General features: G+C 67.9%; 16 protein-coding genes and 2 pseudogenes. 13 read left to right on the plus strand and 5 right to left on the minus strand.

What is annotated here, in order from left to right; genetic code table 11:
- Positions 1 to 259: 259 nt before the first annotated feature.
- From ABIE67_RS47350 to ABIE67_RS47365, 4 genes are all read left to right on the plus strand, one after another.
- Positions 260 to 1,678 carry a hypothetical protein gene (locus ABIE67_RS47350; RefSeq protein WP_370270460.1) on the plus strand — a complete coding sequence of 473 codons (1,419 nt, stop codon included), beginning with the start codon at positions 260 to 262 and terminating at the stop codon, positions 1,676 to 1,678.
- 302 nt (positions 1,679 to 1,980) lie between these two features.
- Positions 1,981 to 3,477, plus strand: coding sequence for a hypothetical protein (locus ABIE67_RS47355; RefSeq protein WP_370270464.1), 1,497 nt, complete (start codon positions 1,981 to 1,983; stop codon positions 3,475 to 3,477).
- Positions 3,478 to 3,891: 414 nt separating this feature from the next.
- Entirely contained in the window at positions 3,892 to 4,461 is a 570-nt protein-coding gene (locus ABIE67_RS47360; protein WP_370270468.1) for a hypothetical protein, read from the plus strand.
- Between the two features lie 243 nt (positions 4,462 to 4,704).
- Entirely contained in the window at positions 4,705 to 4,836 is a 132-nt protein-coding gene (locus tag ABIE67_RS47365) for a hypothetical protein (RefSeq protein WP_370270471.1), read from the plus strand.
- A gap of 99 nt (positions 4,837 to 4,935) precedes the next feature.
- Here the strand turns inward: ABIE67_RS47365 and ABIE67_RS47370 are convergent, their stop codons facing one another.
- Positions 4,936 to 5,229: a hypothetical protein gene (locus ABIE67_RS47370; protein WP_370270475.1), complete on the minus strand. Its 294-nt coding sequence runs from the start codon at positions 5,227 to 5,229 to the stop codon at positions 4,936 to 4,938.
- 597 nt (positions 5,230 to 5,826) lie between these two features.
- Complete coding sequence (locus ABIE67_RS47375) at positions 5,827 to 6,438, minus strand: hypothetical protein (protein ID WP_370270479.1); 612 nt, start codon at positions 6,436 to 6,438, stop codon at positions 5,827 to 5,829.
- A gap of 409 nt (positions 6,439 to 6,847) precedes the next feature.
- On the opposite strand from ABIE67_RS47375, the gene ABIE67_RS47380 reads away from it, so the two are divergent.
- Entirely contained in the window at positions 6,848 to 7,618 is a 771-nt protein-coding gene (locus tag ABIE67_RS47380; RefSeq protein ID WP_370270483.1) for a hypothetical protein, read from the plus strand.
- A 1,153-nt stretch (positions 7,619 to 8,771) separates the two neighbouring features.
- Positions 8,772 to 9,248 carry a hypothetical protein gene (locus tag ABIE67_RS47385; protein ID WP_370270487.1) on the plus strand — a complete coding sequence of 159 codons (477 nt, stop codon included), beginning with the start codon at positions 8,772 to 8,774 and terminating at the stop codon, positions 9,246 to 9,248.
- Positions 9,249 to 9,344: 96 nt separating this feature from the next.
- Here ABIE67_RS47385 and ABIE67_RS47390 read toward each other — a convergent pair whose 3' ends face one another.
- The gene (locus ABIE67_RS47390) at positions 9,345 to 10,313 is read right to left on the minus strand and encodes a toll/interleukin-1 receptor domain-containing protein (protein ID WP_370270491.1); all 969 of its coding nucleotides are present in this window, start codon (positions 10,311 to 10,313) and stop codon (positions 9,345 to 9,347) included.
- A 158-nt stretch (positions 10,314 to 10,471) separates the two neighbouring features.
- On the opposite strand from ABIE67_RS47390, the gene ABIE67_RS47395 reads away from it, so the two are divergent.
- The 3 genes from ABIE67_RS47395 to ABIE67_RS47405 all read left to right on the plus strand — a co-directional run bounded on the left by ABIE67_RS47395 (position 10,472) and on the right by ABIE67_RS47405 (position 11,938).
- Positions 10,472 to 10,723 (plus strand): antitoxin MazE7, encoded by a 252-nt coding sequence (locus tag ABIE67_RS47395; protein ID WP_307671884.1) that lies wholly within the window; start codon positions 10,472 to 10,474, stop codon positions 10,721 to 10,723.
- 3 nt (positions 10,724 to 10,726) lie between these two features.
- Positions 10,727 to 11,107: a toxin Doc gene (locus ABIE67_RS47400; RefSeq protein WP_370270498.1), complete on the plus strand. Its 381-nt coding sequence runs from the start codon at positions 10,727 to 10,729 to the stop codon at positions 11,105 to 11,107.
- Between the two features lie 477 nt (positions 11,108 to 11,584).
- Positions 11,585 to 11,938: a hypothetical protein gene (locus tag ABIE67_RS47405; RefSeq protein WP_370270502.1), complete on the plus strand. Its 354-nt coding sequence runs from the start codon at positions 11,585 to 11,587 to the stop codon at positions 11,936 to 11,938.
- A 97-nt stretch (positions 11,939 to 12,035) separates the two neighbouring features.
- Here the strand turns inward: ABIE67_RS47405 and ABIE67_RS47410 are convergent, their stop codons facing one another.
- The gene (locus ABIE67_RS47410; RefSeq protein ID WP_370267848.1) at positions 12,036 to 13,757 is read right to left on the minus strand and encodes an IS1634 family transposase; all 1,722 of its coding nucleotides are present in this window, start codon (positions 13,755 to 13,757) and stop codon (positions 12,036 to 12,038) included.
- Between the two features lie 103 nt (positions 13,758 to 13,860).
- On the opposite strand from ABIE67_RS47410, the gene ABIE67_RS47415 reads away from it, so the two are divergent.
- The 4 genes and pseudogenes from ABIE67_RS47415 (at position 13,861) to ABIE67_RS47430 (ending at position 18,156) form a co-directional block, all read left to right on the plus strand.
- The gene (locus ABIE67_RS47415) at positions 13,861 to 14,148 is read left to right on the plus strand and encodes a hypothetical protein (protein ID WP_370270505.1); all 288 of its coding nucleotides are present in this window, start codon (positions 13,861 to 13,863) and stop codon (positions 14,146 to 14,148) included.
- Between the two features lie 634 nt (positions 14,149 to 14,782).
- On the plus strand, positions 14,783 to 15,307 hold the full coding sequence (locus tag ABIE67_RS47420; RefSeq protein WP_370269890.1) for a hypothetical protein: 525 nt from the start codon (positions 14,783 to 14,785) through the stop codon (positions 15,305 to 15,307).
- Positions 15,308 to 15,366: 59 nt separating this feature from the next.
- Positions 15,367 to 16,795 (plus strand): annotated as a pseudogene (locus ABIE67_RS47425) (ISKra4 family transposase).
- A gap of 137 nt (positions 16,796 to 16,932) precedes the next feature.
- A complete protein-coding gene (locus ABIE67_RS47430; protein WP_370252144.1) occupies positions 16,933 to 18,156 on the plus strand; it encodes an ISAs1 family transposase in 1,224 nt (407 codons plus the stop codon).
- Positions 18,157 to 18,258: 102 nt separating this feature from the next.
- On the opposite strand, the pseudogene ABIE67_RS47435 reads toward ABIE67_RS47430, so the two are convergent.
- Positions 18,259 to 18,926: pseudogene (locus ABIE67_RS47435) on the minus strand (DDE-type integrase/transposase/recombinase); the annotation flags it as partial.
- Positions 18,927 to 18,938: the final 12 nt, after the last annotated feature.

Here is an 18,938-nt window from a genome sequence, read left to right on the forward strand (position 1 = left end):
CAGGGTGACAGGCGGCGGATTCAGACGGCGGTCCTGGGCGGTGCGGACTCGGAGGATCCGCTGATGCTGCCGCTGGAGGCGATCGAGCTGGCCCGCCTTTCGACGCCATCACGAGCACGACACGTTCTGGTGCGGGCTGCTGCTGGGAGGCTGCGGCCTTCAGTTGACGACGAAGCTGTACACCGACCGGGTCTGCCACTTCGCCCACTACCCGGGCCCCGACGGGCGCCCCCACCTGTGCGGCCGGCGCGCCCGCGGTGTGGACAGCGCCGACCACCTGTACGTGAAGTCCGCGGCCGCCGCCTGGCTCCGCAGCCGGGACCTTCCGGCCGACTTCGAGTTTGCCCAGCCGGAGGGAGTGCCGATCGGCTCGGTCGTGGATATCCAGTTCCAGCACCGTGGACTGCGCGTGCACTTGGACCAGGCGGTTCAGCCGGCGTGGGATGAGGGCGGCCGCGAGCCGGTACTTGGGATGTCGGTGCCGGTGGACCGGGACACTCTGATCGACCGCTGGTACGTCCATCGGATCCGGTTGAACAGTGAGGGCACCACCCGGAAGGTCCGGATCGGCACGGAGGCGTTCGCACGGGAAACCGAGTGGTTCGCGTTGGACGACTGCGAGATGACGGAGCGGGGGCTGTCGACGCCTGCGGTCGAGCGGATCGTCCGCGCCCGCAGCACACGCCCTGCTTCGCGGTGGCCGACGGGTAAGGCCAGGAAGGCTCCGGACACCGAGGCACGCGCACAGGTCGTTCTGCGCCGGCTGGCTGATGCCCTGAAGGTGGAGTCCGTGGTCGTGGTGAACCGGGTACTGGGCGAGATCGCCGCCATGACCGGGATGAGCCAGCAAACCCTGGCCGAAGTGGACGCTGCCGTGGCTGAGGCGAACCGCTGGCTGGAGCGGCAGGCCGAAGTCCGGCGAGACCTGTTCGCCCGGCTGGACGAGGCCGTGGCCGCCCGGCGCACCAAGCAGATCCGGGAACTCCTGGCCCGCGTCAACGCGACCGCGAGCCACGACCGCACCGACACCGAGGATATCATCGCGGCGGCGGCCGCCGACTACATGACCGCCTTCACCGCGGAGGCCTACCAGCGAGTCCGGGACATTCTTGATGATCTCAGCCGCACCGGACGGCACTTGCAACCTGCACAGTTGCGCCCTTTGGTGGAGAAGGCGATCCAGGCAGCGGCCGACGCAGGGAGCCTGATGGGCGACCGCGAGGCAATCCGGATCGCCTACTGGAAGGAACGCGCGGGCCTCAGCCAGTCGGCCTGGTCCTACCGGTCTAGGTCTGCCCGGCTGGCACCAACCGGAGACGAGCAGCAGCCCGCAAGGAAGCATCTGCACAAGCAGGTGGCACGTCGGCACTGGATCAAGAGAAGCTGCCCGCGCTGCCACGCCAGCCAGGGCCAGAACTGCGTCATCGACAACCAGACCGGCACCGGCGAGGTGCGGAACGTCCCCCATGACGAACGGCTCCATCCGATCCTGGAAGAACGGAAGGCCAAACAGCGAGAGCAGACCCCGCCACCGCCCCCGTGGCGTGTCTACGACGTCACGTGCCCCGACTGCGGCCAGGGCCCCGATTCTCGTTGCGAGAGCCCCGGAGGCCCGCATCGCTCACGAGTTGAGAAGGCAAAGGCATTCACCCGCGCTCGAAAACCGCGGCCGGAGTGAAGTGACGCAGCAGTGGCCCCTCCCAAGTTGCGACCGTGTGTGACCGTCCGGTCACCACATTGCAGGAAGGTGAACGGTACACGGCTGCGGCCGCTTCCCGCTCTCGAACGGTGTAGTGCGCTGTCCCATTCGCGGGGGGCGTGCTCGTCGTTTGGTCTGGAGGGCCAACTGGGCGGGTGGCACGATGAGATGAGCCGGAACGGGACGGGGGGATGGCGTTGCGTAGTGGCGGGGCGTCGGGTGAGGACCGGAGGCAGATTCAGACGGCGGTGCTGGGGGCGGTGGACTCCCAGGAGCCTTTAGTGCTGCCGCTGGAAGCGATCGAGCTGGATGCGTTCCGTAAGCAGTACGAGGGTCAGACGTTCTGGTGCGGGAGCTGGTTGGGCGGCTGTGGCCGGCAGCTGACGACGAAGCTGTACGTGGACCGTGTGTGCCATTTCGCCCATCACCCCGATCTGGACGCGACGCGGCCGCCGTGTGCGCGCCGGGCCCGGGACGTGACCAGCGCCGACCACCTCTACGTGAAGGCTGCTGCCGAGCGGCTGCTGCGCGCCCAGGAAATGTCGGGCAAGGTGGTGTGCTCGCAGCCGGGGCCTGAGTTGGCTCCTCCCGGCTCTGTGGTGCAGCTGCGGCTCGGCGACGGTGCTGGGCTGACCATCCACATGAATGCGGCTGTCCGGCCCGACTGGGACACGCAGACGGCGGCCCGCATTGTGGTGGAGGCGGGGGTGCTGGTGGACCGGGCGACCCTGCAGCGCCTGCCGTACGTGCACCGCATCCGCTGCGACAGCCAGGGCACGAGCCGGCGCGTCCTGATCGGTACCGAGACCGCCCGAGGCACCGAGTGGTTCACCCCTGCACAGTGTTCCCTGGGGCCCGCCGGCCTGGTGACCCCGGCGCTGGACGACCTGCCGAACCGGCCCATTGCCCGACCGTCGGGGCGCCCCCACGCCGAAACGCACGATCAGCCAGCCCGAATATCGCCGGAGGTGGGTCACCTCCTGTTGCGCCTGGCCACCGCGCGCCAGGGCCGCGACATCACCAACACTCAAAGGCTGATCAAGGAATGCGACATCTTGCTGGGCCGCAAGACGTCGGTGCCGGCGGTGTTGAAGAAGGCCCGGGATTCGGCCGAACAATGGCTCTTGGAACGCAGCAATGAAGTCGTCACATGGAACCGCAAGGGCAAGCTGGTGGCCTTGACCGGCGACGGGGCCAAACGGGAGGCGGAGAAGCGCGCACGTCAGGCGCGGCAGGCCGCAGAGCAGCGCAAGGAGTATCTGGCGGAGCTCAAGCTTGCCCTGGAAGATGAGCGTTTCGGTGATGTACGGGGTCTGCTGAGGGCGATCTCCCAGCTGCCGGACAGTGACGTTCCACTGACCCGGGCGCAGATCGATTTTCTGAAGGGTGCCAGGGGCCGCGTGTACGGCGGAAGGCTCGGCAAACTGCAGGACCAGGTCGCACGCAAGAAGTGGTTCCAGGGCCCCTGCCCGACGTGCAGCGCCCGTCCGGGGCAGGAGTGTTTCGACGAAGGCCGGGACGGTCAGCCGCTGCGGCGCTTTGGCGGTCACGACGAGCGTCTCCTGCTGGTCATCGCGTCCCGGACGGAGGCCGACGCTCGCAAAAGGGCCTACCGGGCTGGCGCCGAGGCCTCGCGCGGCACCACGACCGAGGATCTGGCCCGGAGCGTGTCCCACGTGCAGTGCCCCACCTGCAAGGCTCCGGCGGGACAGCCATGCACGGTGCCAGGCAGCCACGAGTCTCGCTTTCAACGCGCTCAGTCACAGCGACGGCAGTGATCGAAGAGAAGTAGTTGCACGCGGAGCACGCGGCAGAGGCGTTCGCGCCGCGATGACTTGTAGGCGCGGTAGCCCTGCCTACTCCTGGCGGGCGTCTCAAGTGTCCGACGCGGCATGCGGTGCGAACGGCCCTGGCCCGTGGCAGCCTGTGGTGGCGCTCATCTGTGTGCTGCGCTGATGTGCATGGCGTGATCGTCCTTATCTGACGGATGATTTCGCGTCGAACGATCACACGTTCTGGGCGTTGCTGACTCTCGCTTGCGAAATCGCATGCGGGAGTGTGGAGCCGATCGGGGCGGCGTTCCTTCGAGTCGAAGCGTTCCCGCCCCGTGACTCCTTCGTCTAGATCCATTTTCGCGCTCCCCTTATATAATGTATTTGCCCCATTTGTGCAGTCCGGGTGAAGGGGGCACGATGAGCTATCCGCAAGATCCACAACAGCAGCCCGCCTGGGGAGGACCCGACCGGCCCGGTGGCGGCGGTGGGCCGCAGCCTCCGAGGAAGCACACGAAGCGCAAGGCCCTTGGCTTCGGATGCCTCGGCGTCTTGCTGTTGTCCGTCCTCATCGTCATCATCGCCGTCGTCGCAACCAACTCGGACGACTCCGGCACCAAGAAAGACGTAGTCACCTCCGACGACACCTCCTCGGCCAAGCCGAAGGAATCGCCCACCGAGGGAGAACAGAAGAAGGACGAGCCCGCCAGGAGCCAGGCCGACGTGTTCAAGGAGTGTGTCGCCAAGAAAGGCACCCCGACAGAGAAGGAAGCCGTCAAACACGTCACGAAGATCACCGGCGCGGACAAGCACAACGACATCCTCGACACAGCGGAAGTCTTCACTGACTACACCGGGGGCATCGCGGGTGCGCACGCGTCCGACGGCAAGCTGATCGCCGCCGCATTCGCGTCGTGCTACGAGTCGGAGAACGGCCTGGTGACCGTCTACGACAAGAACGGCGACATCCTCTCCAACGGCAACTACTGATCGGAAGATGCGGGCGTCCGACGCGGGGCGGACGCCGAGCGAGGTGGGCCCGGCGACCGTTAAGGGCACGTCGAAGGCCTTGCTCCTTGGTTCAAGCGGGCTGTGTTGGGCGACGCGGGCACCGGCGTCCCGGGGCTGCGTGTGATCGAGGCGCCTGCGGGCGCATTGGTCAGCTGGACGGCCTCGGACGGGTTCACCTCGCTGGCCTGTGACCAAGCCAGACGTGCGGGGAGCGACGACAGCATGAGAGTGCTCGTGCAGGCCGCAGTACCAGGGCTGCTGATCCAGCGCGGGCACACCGTCACCGAAGCGTCCCAAGAGGGTGACCTTGTGGTCCTTGCCGACATGGTCGCGCCGGACCGCGGCGACGGGTAGGTGCGTGAGCCGCCTTGGCGGACCGTACGACGACGGCCGACGTCCCCTGGATCCCCGCCGGCCCGGCGGAAACCCCGGTTCATGACGCGGAAGCCCGACTCAGGCCGAGGCAGCCCCGCACGCGTCTACCGGAGGCGACAAGGTACGCAGCGCTTCGCGGAAGTCGGCGACATTGTCGGCGGGCCGGGCAGCGAGCAGTCCGTCCAGGCTCCTCAGTCGGGTGCGGGCGGTCGCGCGCAGTCGGATCGACGGGACCTGATCGAGGACGTCCAGGGCGCGCTGGGCGGCATCGGCTGGCTGGTCGGATGCCTCGGCCTGGGCGAGCACGAGTGTGGCGGCCGCCCACCCGGGGGTGCCGGGCGTGCATGCGGCCGCGGAGACTTCGGCGCGCACGGGCCTGGTCGGTGCGTCCCAGGACGAGGTGCGCTTCGGCCTGGTGCAGGGCGAGTTCCGCCTCGTCGAACCCGAAACGGCCCGGAGCTTCGCCGACCGGATCGGCCTCGAGTTCCGTCAGCACCATGTCCAGAGCAGCGTTCGCCTCCTGGTCGCGGCCCTGCTGGGCGAGGGTGGGCAACAGAGCCCAGGCGTGCAACTGCGCCCGGACCAGGCCGCCGGGGGCTGCGGCGGCACCGCGTTCTGCGTAGGAGAAGGCGCGGTCAGGTTGCCGGTGTGGCGGGCCACCATGCTTTACGCTCCGTACGCCCACGCGGCCAGGGCCGTATCGCCGCACCGGTTCGCGGACTCTCTGACCGACGGGAGCCCAGCATCGGTGGTCATCGGATCTGCCCCTTCCTGCCGGCCGGATGCGGCGACGCCGGCGTCGTGGCGACCGTGCCCGATCACCTCGGCTGTCCATGCCGACAACTGCCGTACACGTCCCAGCAGTCCCAGTTGCCCGGGCTGGGCTCGGTAGGCGCGGCACAGCATCACCGCGTATTCCTGGCCGGGCCAGTCGTCCGGGTCGTGTTAATGCCGCGTTGCTGGTGATCGTCAGCCGTACAGCCACTGCTCCCAGGCTTTGCGGCCGGTCAAGGCGGTGGCGGGGATGCCCAGTTCGGTCAGCGCGCCGGGGTACACGCGCTCGTAGGCCGTGTTGTAGGCGCTTGCGAGGGCGGCGTCGCCGACCAGCCAGGGCGCGGGGGCGTGGTCGAGGTCGAGCACGGCGAAGTCGCCTTCGTAGCTGATGCGGCCCTGGAGGAGGCCGCGCTCGAGCAGGGTGCGCCAGCCGTCCCCGACGCGCTCGACCTCGGGCATGCCCTTGGCGGTGTCGATGACGGAAGCGACGTCGAACCGGCGGGGCGGGATGCGGGCATAGAGCTTCGCGATCATCCAGGGCAGGCCCAAGATCCGAAACAGGCGTGTGCGATGGGCGCCGCCACTAGAGACGTTGTAGAGCGGTCCGGCCGGCCCGTTGATGACACCGAGGGTTACTGCGGACACCTCAGCAAGGTGGTGGCGCAGGAACGCGGTGAGCTGCTCGGGCTCGGTGGTGAGCAGTTCGCGGGCGGCGCGGGGTATCCAACTGGGGCCGCGAGACTCCTCGGACCGGTCGAAGTCGCCCCAGACCTCATCGACGGCCTGCACGATGGCGTCGGTACGCACCCAGGCGACACTCTCGCTGGCTGCCCATTCGTGCTCTTGCTGGCGGTTGTAGAGGCTGAAATGCGGCGACTGCGGTGCATGGGCCTGGAGCTGAGTGGTGGCCGCGGATGGCGTCCCGCGACGTGGTGTAGGGGATCAAGACACCGGAACCCGCAGGCCAGGGACATGGCTCAGCCCGTTCCCGTGTCCAACTCACCTCATCAGCACGCTTCTTGGGCTGCCGCCTCCGCATAGATCGCTATGAGCCTCGAACCGGAAGGCGTAGCGCTTGATCCCCTACACCACGTCGCGGGACACGACCGTTGCAGTGTGGCAGCCGGTCTGACACGGGAGCGCGAAGACGAGCCAAGCCTGCCCATCCTCCGAAAATCCGCTGGGGCAGCCGAGGTTGGCTCTCTAGCCTCGTCTCATGACGTGGAACGAGGACAGCGGCACGGTCAGCCGGGCGTTCGATGACTGGAAGCAGAACGACCGGGAGAACCGCGCCTTCCTGCGGCTGTCCACCCAGTGGTCGGACAAGGCCTACCAGCAGACCTGGAACGAGGCTGAGGAGTCCTTTGCCGCACGCTTCGACCCGTACCGGCACTACGGGGACGAGCACCTCTACATCTTCGAGGACGCAGTCGACGGACTCTGGCCTCACTCCTACGCCTGGATCACTGAAGCAACGGCCATGAAGAATGCCGTCACAGCGTTCGAGGTGTACCTGGAGAAGGCGCTGCAGGAAGCCCTCGGGCCGTCCTTCACCAAGGACGGCAAGGAGCACACCATCAAACTGGCCGCCCCGCCGAGGTTCGAGTCACCGGGCTGGAAGACCTTGGTCACCGCACACAAGGTGCTCGGGACCGACGTCGAGACCGACGAGGTGACGTGGGCCCGGGAACTGCGACACCTGTTGACGCACCAGAACGGCGAACTGCGCACCGAGGTTGCACTGGAACGGTTCCGGGACCTGGATGCCGAGCGCGACCAGGACGAGATCAGCCGGGCGCGCATTGGAGGCAAGGTTCCCCTCGGTATTCCGCGCGTACTGAAGATCCTCGACTCTCTCGCCACGGTGATTCGGATAGCCGATGAGCCGGCATGGGCCATGTGCTGGTCCCACCCCGGCCGTGAACGCTGGCCGGAGGTCATGTCGAAGCTGTACCGACAGAAGTGCATCCTCATCGAACCAGTCTGAGAGGGCATTATCGCGCCTCGTGACATCAGCGGCTGGGACGCCCAGTGCTGTTCCCGCTGGCCCCGGGGCGCGTGCGAAGGGGCGTCGATCTACGCTGAAGGCCAGTAGGAGGTCCCGGTGCCGCCCTTCACTTTGCCTGCCCCGCTCGCGCTGACCCGCGCAGCACGGCCGTCCCCGAGTCGTCGGGCTGGGCGAGCCGAAATTATGGACAGAGTTTCAGGCTGTCCGGTGTCCGAGATCAAAGCCCCGTTTTCGGGACGGCTTAGCGTGCACACGCAAAGTTCCTCGTTCACCGGGCAGCTCCTGTCCTGATCAATGGCGGCACAGAGCATCGGGTCATCACGGGCTCGAGGAAGAGACCGATGCCTGGGGCGTGGTCGAGGCCGGACCCGCAGGGTCAGCCGCCGTTGGGTCACCGGGGAACGCCAGTGCTGCGACAAGCAGCGCGCCGACGGCTGCCCCAACCCCGATTGCCTGCCCCAGGTCGCCCCGCTGCTGCGGTACTCCGGCTGAGGTCCTCTGCTGGCTCCACCTGTAGACGGCGATGCCGACGACCCCGGCGATCACGAGGATCGCCAAGGCGCTTGTGCTGACCTGTACCGTCATTGTTAGGCCCTCCCATGGGCTGTCGGCCTGCCCGTCGGACCCCGCCAAGAGACGAACGGGCAGGCCATCTCACTTGCGGAAACACACGAGGCACGGCTCCTCGCTCCATGGATTCGAGATCCCGTCGGGGGAGTTGCGCGGCCGGTGGCGGCGCCACAGAGCGCCTTTTTGATGCCTGCTTCGAAGCATAAGGAGCAATGGGTGCGCATCCGGTGGCTCACATATGCACAGGGGGGCGCACGGCCGTTTCTGTCGCGTCAGCAATAGAAAGTTGCTGGTCATGCGGTACGGGCGGCGCGAAGACCATCGTCTCCCTGCGTACGCAGGCGATTGCCTTGGTTTGAGCGGCCCTCAGTTCGGCCTACCGGGCAAGACTCGACACGGAAGGCCCGGCAGCCATCCTTTCGCGGCGCTCTCTGTCGGCACTGAATTGCACATCACAGTTCTTCACGTCGATCTCGACGGCGACCCTAACCTTCCCCGCGGCCTCGGACGGCGGGGCGGTGGTCGATCGTGCGGCGCGAGGGGGCACGCACGCGATCGGATCATGGACCCCGTACGCGTCGCTCTCTCGCAGGTGGCGCCCGCCCTGCCCACGGGGCCGGGATGGTGCTGGACGATAGCCCGTGGACAACTCAACACGCTGAACTTGACAGAGAAGGGCAAGCGGACCAACGCACCGTACGCTGCTGGCCTTGCCTCGGGCTGGGTGAAGTGGCGGGAGCGCCACACCGCCGAGGCCGTGGTCATCGGGGTGACCGGAGCGACGCCAGCGGCGCAGGCCCTCGTGCTGGGCCGGCCAGCAGGCGGCCGTATGCGGGCGGTTGGCGTGAGCCTGCCGCTGTCTCAGCCGGTGCGTCTGGCCGTGGCGCCGCTCCTGCACGCTGCCGGGGAGGAGATGCGTGAGCTGCCCGGCACCGTGGGCGGCTTGCCCGGCGCGGATCCGGTGCACTTCTGGCCGGTCAAGCCGGAGGTGGTGGTGGAGATCGAGGTTGATCAGCCGCGGTTGGAGTTCGGCCGCTAGCACCGCCCGCGTGTCCGGCGGGTCCGATCCGACCTGAAGCCGGAGAACCTGCATCCGATTGAGGGGTAGAGCGCCGTCAACAAGCCCCTGGTGACGCTAGACCAGAAGCCGCCGGAGCGTCGGGCTGACCGAGTGTAGCTGGCTCGAACTGCCCAAATAGCGGCGATAAGACAGCAGTCCTTGATCCTGAAGATCGTTAAGAAACTGCTCCACCACCAGGGGCGGCGTTTCTGTGCGTGCTGCGAGATCGTCGATGACCGTGCTACCCGTCGGCTGGTCGTTGACAAGCTCGGCGATGACTGCTCGGCGGTGCTCCTCGACTTTTGGCAGTACGGTGGCGATCCCGGCGCGGTAGCCCTTTCGGGTCAGGTGGTAATCATGGGCGCCACTGGTCCGAAGTGCCACGTCAACGTAGTTCTGCTCGCCGAGCATGTGAAGGCTCTCCTCCACACGCTCGTCGCTGAGACCGGCATCCTTGGCCCGAGACTTCACCGCATCCCAGTTGAGCAGCATCATCTCGTTGGTCCTGAGCGCTTCCCGGATGGTTTCAGTGAGCAAGACCGTGTCCGCTGCGTCCAGGCCTGGGGCGACAGCCGCGACCCGGGCATATGCGGGCAAGGGGCCGACAGCCGGCCGCGGGTCGTAGCCGTGCAGAGTGTCCGCGATCTGCTGCGCGGTGTGCACGACGCCTTCCGGGGTGCGGTCAGCAGTGATCCACACGATGTGTTTCAGGGGAGCGGGCATCGGTACATCGTCGAGCCGGACTGGAATCAGGAGTGATTCCCCGTTGACTCGGGCCACTGCTGCCGCGTCGAGTTCCTCGCGCACCCAGGGCTTGTTCACCGAATACTGCGAGACGACCGCCACTACGGCGTTGGTCATCGCGATGCCCTCATCGAACAGGCGTCGTACAAGGCTGTCCCCGGGACGGATTTCCCACTTGTCGAGCCATGCTGCCACCCCGCGACTGCGGAGTTCGTGAGCGAGGGGCTCGACAAAGTCGGGCTTGTCCTCCGTGGCGTGGGAGAGGAATGCCCCGGGCGGCTCCGCATCGACAGGCTCCATGTGTCCAGGATGCGCCTTGCAGTCGTATGCGCGTGGAGGATCGCAGAGGCAGTGCGACCATTGGGTACCACGGCGAGAAGTAGCGGACGGATACGGCGAATCTCAAGTGGCTCCCTGATAGGTATTCGCGAAGGTACCCATGGGTGCATACTCGGGGTATGGCTGACACCACCGTGAAGGTCGACTCCGAGACCAGGGACCGGTTCGCTGCGGTCGCCGCAGCCCGCGGGCAGAGCGTGCGCGCCTACCTGGCTGAGTTGGCCATAGAGGAAGAAAACCAGATCAAGCTGAGCAAGGCGACGGCCGTGTTCCGCGAAATCATCGCCCGACCTGGCCTGGCCGAGGCGTTCGACGAGGCCTTCCCCGACGACGCCCCAACACGGCGAAACACCGCGGGGCGGGCGGCCTGACCCTTGGAACTGCATATCGACATTCGGTGGCTCCTCGACCGACAGGAGGAACTGCTCGGCAAGGAACTCGGGGTCCGGGACTACTCGGGCCTGGTGGCCGCTGTCGCTCGGCACCGGGTGAACACACCACAGCTGGACATGGGCGAGCCCGACGCCTACTGGCGGGCCGCCGCCCTGCTTGAGCAACTGGTCCTACTGCGCCCGCTGCCGGCCCGCAACGCGTACTACGCCTACGGCGTGGCGGTGGCGTACATCCGGGCCTCCGGGGAGGAGATCGACGACTCCTTCGAGCTGTGGCGGGATCTGATCACCGATATCCGCGCGCTGCGGCTCACGGTCTACGACATCGCCGACCGTCTGCGCTCCTGGCATACCATCGGGTGAAACGTACGGGCAGGGCAGGCCCGGGCGGCCGGCGTCCGCCCCGAGGCATTCGGGTGCGATAGCGGCCAACGAACCGTCCTGACAGTAGACGCGCGATGCCCGGCCTGACAGCTCAGGCCGGGCATCGCGCGTCCCGCGTTGTACGAGTCGACTCCGACCTTCTCCTTCGCGCGCCGCTGAACCCACTCCGGGGCGGCTGCTCCGCAAGGTCGCTCTCGAACGAGCACGCGTGCGCACCATCACCCTGCGCGCCTCCGCACTGAGCCCAGCAGCCGACGCACACCACCAGCTCCTCCTCGACGCCAGCGACGAAAGCCCGCCATCTTGAGAAGGCGGCCGACACCGCCCGCTCCCGCTTCGGACCCGACGCCGTCTTCCTGGCCTCCCTGGCCCCCTCACCCTGAACCGCCGGCGCCCGCACCCTGCGAACACCCCTTCTCGGCACTCGGGCAAGCCCCTCGCCCCTACGATGCGGTGGTGCGGAACACCAAAGCGTTCAAAGAAGCCGTCGCCGAGACCCTCGCCGAACTGGCCCGTCGGGGCGTGACCCTCACCCCCGCGACGGTGGAGGACACCATCGAGCGCAACGTCCAGGCGGTGGCCGCCCAACTCGGCATCCAGGTGCGATCCGCCTGGCGGTACTTCGACGCTGCAGCCCTCGCCGACACCGTCGCCCAGAGCGTGCGGGAGTTCGAAGACAGCAGCCCCGACGTCGAGGTCGGGCAGGCGCCTATGCCGCCGCGGGACAACCCCGAACTGGCCCTGATCCTCGCCGGCGTGCCGGACGCCCTGGCCCAAACCGGCGGAGACCTGTACCCGGGTTCGACATAATTCGGCGGCCTAGAGAGCCGAAAGTGGGGCCTGACCTGGGGGAACATGGTTGTGGCCGCCTGGAGGGCGTGTCTCTAGGCGGTGGGGTTGTGGCTGGTCAGCGTGGTGCGGGCTGAAGGCCGGCGATCTGCTTGGGGGTGGGGATCTGCAGCTTGGTGAGGAGGTCCTGCTGGGGCTTGGTGGGGGTGGTGACCTGCTGGAACGTGCCGGTGGGGCCGGTGAAGGTGCCCAGGTGGAGGCGGTCGAGTTCGCGGCGGATCCTGGGCCAGGTGTCGCCGGTGGTGGTCTCGGCGATGCGGATGAGCAGGAGGGCGAGCCAGCACAGCAGGACGTGGGCGCGGATGCGTTCTTCGAGGCGGTGGTAGACGGGCCGCAGGTCGATGACCTGCTTCATGTCGCGCCAGCCGCGTTCGACTTCCAGGAGGGCCTTGTAGCCGCGCGCGATGTCCTCGGCGGAGAGCTTGGGGTCGGAGGATCGCAGAAGGTACTTGCCGTCGAGGTTCTCCTCGGTCTTGATCCTGGCCTGGTCGATGCGGAGCTTGCCGGCGGGGGTGGTGCGCAGGTAGCGGTTCAGGCCGGGCTTGGCGGCGATCTTGCCGCGCAGTTCGCCGCGCTTGAAGTCGCTGAGCTTGTCGGTGTCGGCGATCAGCTCTTGGAGTTGGGCGACGAGTTGCTCGCGCATGTGCTGGTCGCGGTCGGCGGCTTCGGGGTTGTGGCAGATGACGAACCGTTCGGTGTCGCTGATCCGTACCTCCTTGACGCGCATGTGGCCGGTGATGTCCTGGTAGCGGCCCTGCCGGGACAGGGCCTGCTTGACCTCGGGGGATGTGGTGCGGAGCTTCTCGCCGATGATGTAGGCGTCGGTGCCGCTGCGCAGGTAGCGGCGGTTGCGGTCAGATGAGAAGCCGCGGTCGGCGACCCACACGATCTTGGAGAGGGTCCAGTCGCGCATGTCGTCCTTGACCTGCCGGATCAGGGTCTGGTCCGAGGCATTTCCGGGCCAGGACCAGACGCGGACCGGGATGCCGTCGCGGGTGACCGCCAGGCCGATCACGATCTGGGGCAGGTCGTCGCGGGAGTCCTTCGACTTGCCGTGCGTGCGGAACCCGGCCGGCTTGGCCGCGTCCCCGACGTCCTGGCCCTCGTCGCCGGCGTCGTCCCGGCGGTGGCCCTTCTCGTCGCGGGCGACGGACTCGTCGGGTTCCTCGAGTTCGAAGTAGGTGCTGGTGGTGTCGAAGAACAGCAGGTCCACTTCCAGGTTCAGCAGGTTCGCGACCTCGTCGAAGACCTGCTTCTCCAGGTCGTCCTTGACCTCGTGGAGCCAGTCCATCGCCCGGTAGCAGGACTGCTCGCCGGCCTCGGGCAGCGAGTCGATGTGCACGTCGTGGGTGATCCACTCGGCGGCGGCGAGCTTCGAGGACGGGGCCAGCGCGCGGTTGGCGACCAGCGCGAACAACACCCGCTCGGTCGCGGACATGTCCCGGGGCCGCCCCCGCTTGGGCTGCCCGACCCCGGACACGATCTGGTCGATCTTCAGTCGGTGCCACAGGTGGTCCAGGACGTAGGCCCCGCCGAACGGGACCGAGCCGGTGAACTCCAGCCCCGGCGTGGTGCCCGCTTCCAGGGCCTCGCCGGGCTCCAGCAGCCGCGACAAGGACGCGACCAGCCGCCGGATCGCGTCGCGGTCCAACTCGTCCTCCCGGCCGAAGGTGAACAGCACCTTCGGCACGGCCCGGCCCTTGACCGGGTCCCACTCGTTGTGGGCCAGGTGCAGGTACCGCACCGTCCCGGACTTGTTCTCCCGCTTGGTCGTCCTCACATACACGACTCCAGACCATACGGGACAAGGCCAGGCCAGTACAGGAAAACCAGAGAAATCGTGTCTCTAGGCACTTTCGCGTGCAACTCCAGCCCACGCGCCCTTGACCAGCAGTTTCACCCTGCCGCCGCCTCCAGAACCCCCGAATTACGTCGAACCCGGGCTGTACGCCGTCATCCTCAACGTCGCCGTCAACGCATGGGTGGCCGGCCACCTCCACGGAGAAGACGGCTGTGAGGGATGCGATGGCAACCGCGGTCCCACCGGCCACGACTGGCAGGCCCGCATGCACACCCTCAACGAGATGCAGCCGGACATCACCAAGTGGTTCGACCGCGACGTGTGGACCCGCGCCTTGAACAGCACTGGCTTCACCGTCACCCGCACTTGACCGACCCCGTCCGCCGCCTCGGCGAGACCGGCTTGCCCACCCTGAAACAACAGGGCTTGCCCAGGCTCTGGTGGGCTTGTCCACCGAATCTCCCGCCGTCCAGCCCACGGCCCTGGTGGCGAAGCCTTCCGGATCGGTCGACGTAGATTCGGATGCATGAACGACTCCGTCAGACGTATCGATCCCTCGACCGACCCCGGCTCGGTAGCGATCATGCTCGGCTGCAACCCGAATCAGATCGGCCCGTGTGCACGGTGCCAAGGCCTCACGATCCGGTACGCAACGCCCAGTTGATCTGCCCGGCCTGCCGCGCCAAGGATCAGGCGCCCGTCTAGCCCCGCGTCGCCGCCATCGCGAGGCGCTGCCGACGAGCCCTCCCCGGCCGGCGTGCTGCGCCGCTGGCCGGGGACGCCCAGCGTCTCGCGCGTAGTTGCTTCCTTAGTGGGCCCCACCGTTGCCTGGACCGTTGTCTCCACCGTTGCACCGAGGGGTGCACCGAGAGTTGCAGCACCCCTTCGCGCGCTTCCGGCATGGGTCCGGCTCGTTTCGAGTGACTGGCTGAGCTGGCGTTTTGTGTGGGTGGGCTGGTGGTGAGTGCTGGTCGCTTCTACCTTCTGGGTGAGGGGGTGGGGTGATGGTGTCCCTGCTGGAGGAGCTGGAACGGCGTGAGTCGGCTATCGGGGAACGGGTGGGCGAACTGCGGGTGCAGGTAGCGGAGCTGAGCGAGCAACTGGAGGCGTTCGAGGAGATGCTCGCGCAGGTGGAGGTCGCCCGGGCGGTGGTGCGGGAGGTCCTCGACGACGCGGCGGCCGAGGAGCCGGTGCCGCGGCCTGCGGCGGGGCCGCAGCGGGCGGGAGGGGAGTCGCCGATCGGGGTGGTGACGGTGCCCGAGCGGGAGGCGGGGATGGACGCATCGCTGCTGCCGTCTGGGTACCGGGACATCATGGAGGTGCTCATCGCGGCGGGGCGGCCGATGCGGTCGAAGGCGGTCTCGGTGGCGATCGGCCGGGGCGAGGGCCCCTCGAAGGTGGAATCGGTGCGGGTGAAACTGAAGCGGCTCGCGCGCCGGGGCTGGCTGAGCGAGGACAGTCCGGGCCTGTTCGCGCTGCTCGAACACGCCGAGGACAGTGGGCCGTTGGGCCAGGGTTCTGGCGGCTGAGGGTTCTTCTTCCTACGTTCGTAGGTGCCAACCGAAACGCCCGTAGGAAGAAGAACGCCGTGGAACGGTACGACACGCCGCCGAGTGCTGACGACTTTGAGGCGGCGGCGAATTTATTCAGCATGCTCGTGACGGAGCTGGCATCGCCGACGACTGGCGATCTGGCCCATCATGAGCTGGAGGATCTCTTGGAAGACAGGGGCCGTGACCTGCTGCGGCAGCTGTTCCAGGATCACCTGGACCTGCGGGAGCGGCGCGAGCAGGAGGCTGTGGCGAGCTTGCGGCCCCGCGTGATCGGTACGGACGGTCTGCCGCGGCCGCGGCTGGAGAGGGGCCATGGCCGGCTGCTGGCCACGGTGTTCGGCACGGTGACCGTCTCCCGCCTCGCCTGGAGGCGCCTGGAGGCGTCGAACGTGCACCCGGCGGATGCGGTGCTGTCACTGCCGCGGGGCCGACACTCGCACGGTCTGGCCCGCCTCGCCGTCCAGGCGGCCACCCGGATGTCCTACGACGCGGCCCACGAGACGATCATCCGGCGGTGCGGCCGCGTGCTCGGCAAGCGTCGGCTCGCCGGTCTGCTCGTCGAGGCCGCCGGTGACGTCGACGCCTTCTACAACGCCAGAATCGTTCAACCCTGCGCTCCGGCAACAGTGTTGGTGCTGTCCGCGGACGGCAAGGGCATCGTGATGAGGCCCGAGGCCCTGCGGGAGGCCACCCGGCAGGCCGCCGAAAAGCGGCAGCACGCCTTTCGCACGCGTCTGGCCGCCGGGGAGAAGAACGGCAGAAAACGCATGGCCACGCTCGGCGCGGTCTACGACGCCGAACCGGCACCCCGCCGGCCGCACGATGTGATCACGCCGCCCGGCGGCTTCACGGACGGGCACATCCGCCGGCCCGGCCCCGTTGCCCGGGACAAGTGGCTGTGCGGCTCGGTGGAACACGACGCCGAGCACGTTGTGGCGCAGGTCTTCGAGCACGCGCAGGCCCGCGACCCCGAACATCGCCGCACCTGGGTGGTCCTGGTCGACGGCGCCCGCCATCAACTCGACCTCGTCCAGGCCGAAGCCCGTCTCCACCACGTCGAGGCGCACATCGTCATCGACATCATCCACGTCCTGGAGAGGTTGTGGGCGGCGGCCTGGTGCTTCCACGGATCAGGCCAAGTTGACCGGCGGACAGCGGCACGGTGTCGATACCTGCGTCCGCTACCTGCGCGGCAACGCAGATTTCCTGCACTACGAGAAGGCCCTCGCGGCCGGCTGGCCCATCGCCACCGGGATCATCGAAGGCGCGGCCCGCCATCTCGTCGCCGACCGTCTCGACATCAGCGGAGCCCGCTGGGGTCTCGACGGCGCCGAAGCCGTCCTGAAACTCCGTGCCGCCGCCGCTAACGGTGATCTTGACGCCTACTGGAAACATCATCTCGCCAAGGAACATCAACGGCTCTACCCAGCCCATGACCAGGCGAGATACGCCCTTACTGCCTGACCCAGGGGCATTGCGCGATTGGGATTGGTCCGGTTCGCCGGTCTCGTGAGTGACGTGTCGTCATGTCCGTTGTGAGGCAAGGGGCCCTGGAAAGCAGAGCAGGCACGGTGCTGGTGATCATGTGGTTGTCGAGACCCATGAGAACGAGCGAGACCGTGCCTGCCCGAACATCATCGCCCATCCCTTCCGCACTGGAGCAACTGGGCTCCCCGACTGATCCCCTCGCCTCAAGCGATGCCGCTGACCTGCGGCGTTTCCTGACCCTGGTCGCCGACCCCCGCGATGCGCGAGGTCTGCGGTATCCCGCCCTCGCATTGCTGTGCGCAGCCGCCTCGGCGGTGCTGACCGGGGCCCGCTCGCTCATCGCGATCAGCGAGTGGATCGCGGATGCCCCGCAGCATGTGCTGGGCGTCCTCGGTTTCACTGCCGATCCGCTTACCGGCCTGCGGCCCGTGCCGCACGCCGCAACCGTGCGCCGCCTGCTGCAGCGTGTGGACGGCGACGCGCTCGACGCGGCGATCGGCGCGTTTCTGCAGGCCAGAACGCCGCCCCCGGCCAAGCCGGAGACGAAGGCGGGGCCAACGCAGCGGGTGATCGCGGTCGACGGCAAGGTGGTCCGCGGTTCACGGACCGCAACGGCCGCAGCGATCCAGCTGCTGGCGGCAATGGACCACCACGGCGTGGTCCTGGCCCAGCGGCAGGTCGCTTCCAAGAGCAACGAGATTCCCTCCTTCGCGCCGTTGCTGGACGGTCTCGAGCTGGAGAACACGGTGGTGACCGCCGACGCTCTGCACACCCAGCACGACCACGGGGCCTATCTGACCAGTCGCGGCGCGCACTACGTGGCCGTCGTGAAGAAGAACCATCCCGGCCTGTACACCCAGATCAGGAAGCTGCCCTGGCGGGACATCCCGCTCGGGCACAGCACTCGCGACCACGCCCACCACCGCGACGAGATCCGCCGGCTCAAAGCGGCCGCATTCAGCCACCTCGACTACCCCGGCGCCCGCCAGGCGATCCAAGTCGTCCGGTGGCGACGCGACTTGAGCACCGGGAAACTGACCATCGAGCGCGTCTACCTGATCACCAGCCTGAGCGTCTTCGACGCCACCTGCACCGAGCTCGCCACATGGATCAGAGGCCACTGGGGCATCGAGAACCTCCTGCACCACGTCCGGGACCGCACGTTCCGAGAGGACGACTCCAAGGTCCGCACCGGCACCCTGCCCCGCGCCATGGCCTCCCTGCGCAACCTCGCCATCAGCACCTTCCGCCAGGACGGCCAGACGAACATCGCCGCCGCCCTCCGCCACACCAGCCGCGACTACCACCGGCCCCTACGAACCCTCGGTCTCACATGACAAACCCAGACAGACCTCGATCACGCAATGACCCTGCTGCCTGACCGCGATCTCACTCAGAACGAGCCGCACCCAATGCACAATGCACCCGGCCACCTGGCCACGGCGGGCAACGGCGGATTGCAGAGCGGTGACCGCGAGGCGGGACTGCATCCGGTCGTCGATGGAATAGCCCACAATGCGGCCCGAGAACACGTCCTTGACCGCGCACAGGTACAGCTTCCCCTCGCCGGTGGCGTGCTCGGTGATGTCCGTGAGCCACAGCCGGTTCGGGGCGTCGGCGGTGAAGATGCGCCGCACTCGATCGTCGTGGACCGGCGGCCCGGCCTTGGCGTTCTTGCCGCGACCGCTTCGCTTTCCAAACGCGCTCCACCAGCCGTTGTCCCGGCAGATCCGCCAGGCGGTCCGCTCGGCCATCACCTCGCCCGCGGCGCGGGCCTCGTCGACAAGGAAGCGGTGGCCGAACTCCGGGTCGTCGCGGTGAGCGTCGAACAGTGCATTGGCCCGGTATGCCTTGGCCAGTTCGGCGTCAGTGACCGGGCCGGCCAGCCACCGGTAGTAGGGCTGGCGGGCCAGCCCCAGCACCCGGCACGTCACCGCTACCGGCACCCGGTAAGGGGCGTCGGCGGCGGCCAGCTCGCGGACGAGCGGGTACATCATTTTGCCGGCAGGTGCGCCTGCGACAGATACGCCGCCGCCCTCCTGAGCACCTCGTTCTCCTGCTCCAGCAGCCGGATCCGCTTGCGGGCCTCGCGCAGCTCGGCCGACTCACATTGCACTTA

It is taken from the genome of Streptomyces sp. V4I8 (assembly GCF_041261225.1).
In the GTDB taxonomy this organism is placed as follows: Bacteria; Actinomycetota; Actinomycetes; order Streptomycetales; family Streptomycetaceae; genus Streptomyces.

Excerpts from the sequence above, each read along its gene's own strand:
- ABIE67_RS47420 (WP_370269890.1), top strand. The coding sequence starts at position 14,783 with ATGGTGTCCCTGCTGGAGGAGCTGGAACGGCGTGAGTCGGCTATCGGG.
- ABIE67_RS47390 (WP_370270491.1), bottom strand. The coding sequence starts at position 10,313 with ATGGAGCCTGTCGATGCGGAGCCGCCCGGGGCATTCCTCTCCCACGCC.
- ABIE67_RS47365 (WP_370270471.1), top strand. The coding sequence starts at position 4,705 with ATGAGAGTGCTCGTGCAGGCCGCAGTACCAGGGCTGCTGATCCAGCGC.
- ABIE67_RS47430 (WP_370252144.1), top strand. The coding sequence starts at position 16,933 with ATGAGAACGAGCGAGACCGTGCCTGCCCGAACATCATCGCCCATCCCT.
- ABIE67_RS47360 (WP_370270468.1), top strand. The coding sequence starts at position 3,892 with ATGAGCTATCCGCAAGATCCACAACAGCAGCCCGCCTGGGGAGGACCC.
- ABIE67_RS47385 (WP_370270487.1), top strand. The coding sequence starts at position 8,772 with ATGGACCCCGTACGCGTCGCTCTCTCGCAGGTGGCGCCCGCCCTGCCC.
- ABIE67_RS47380 (WP_370270483.1), top strand. The coding sequence starts at position 6,848 with ATGACGTGGAACGAGGACAGCGGCACGGTCAGCCGGGCGTTCGATGAC.
- ABIE67_RS47395 (WP_307671884.1), top strand. The coding sequence starts at position 10,472 with ATGGCTGACACCACCGTGAAGGTCGACTCCGAGACCAGGGACCGGTTC.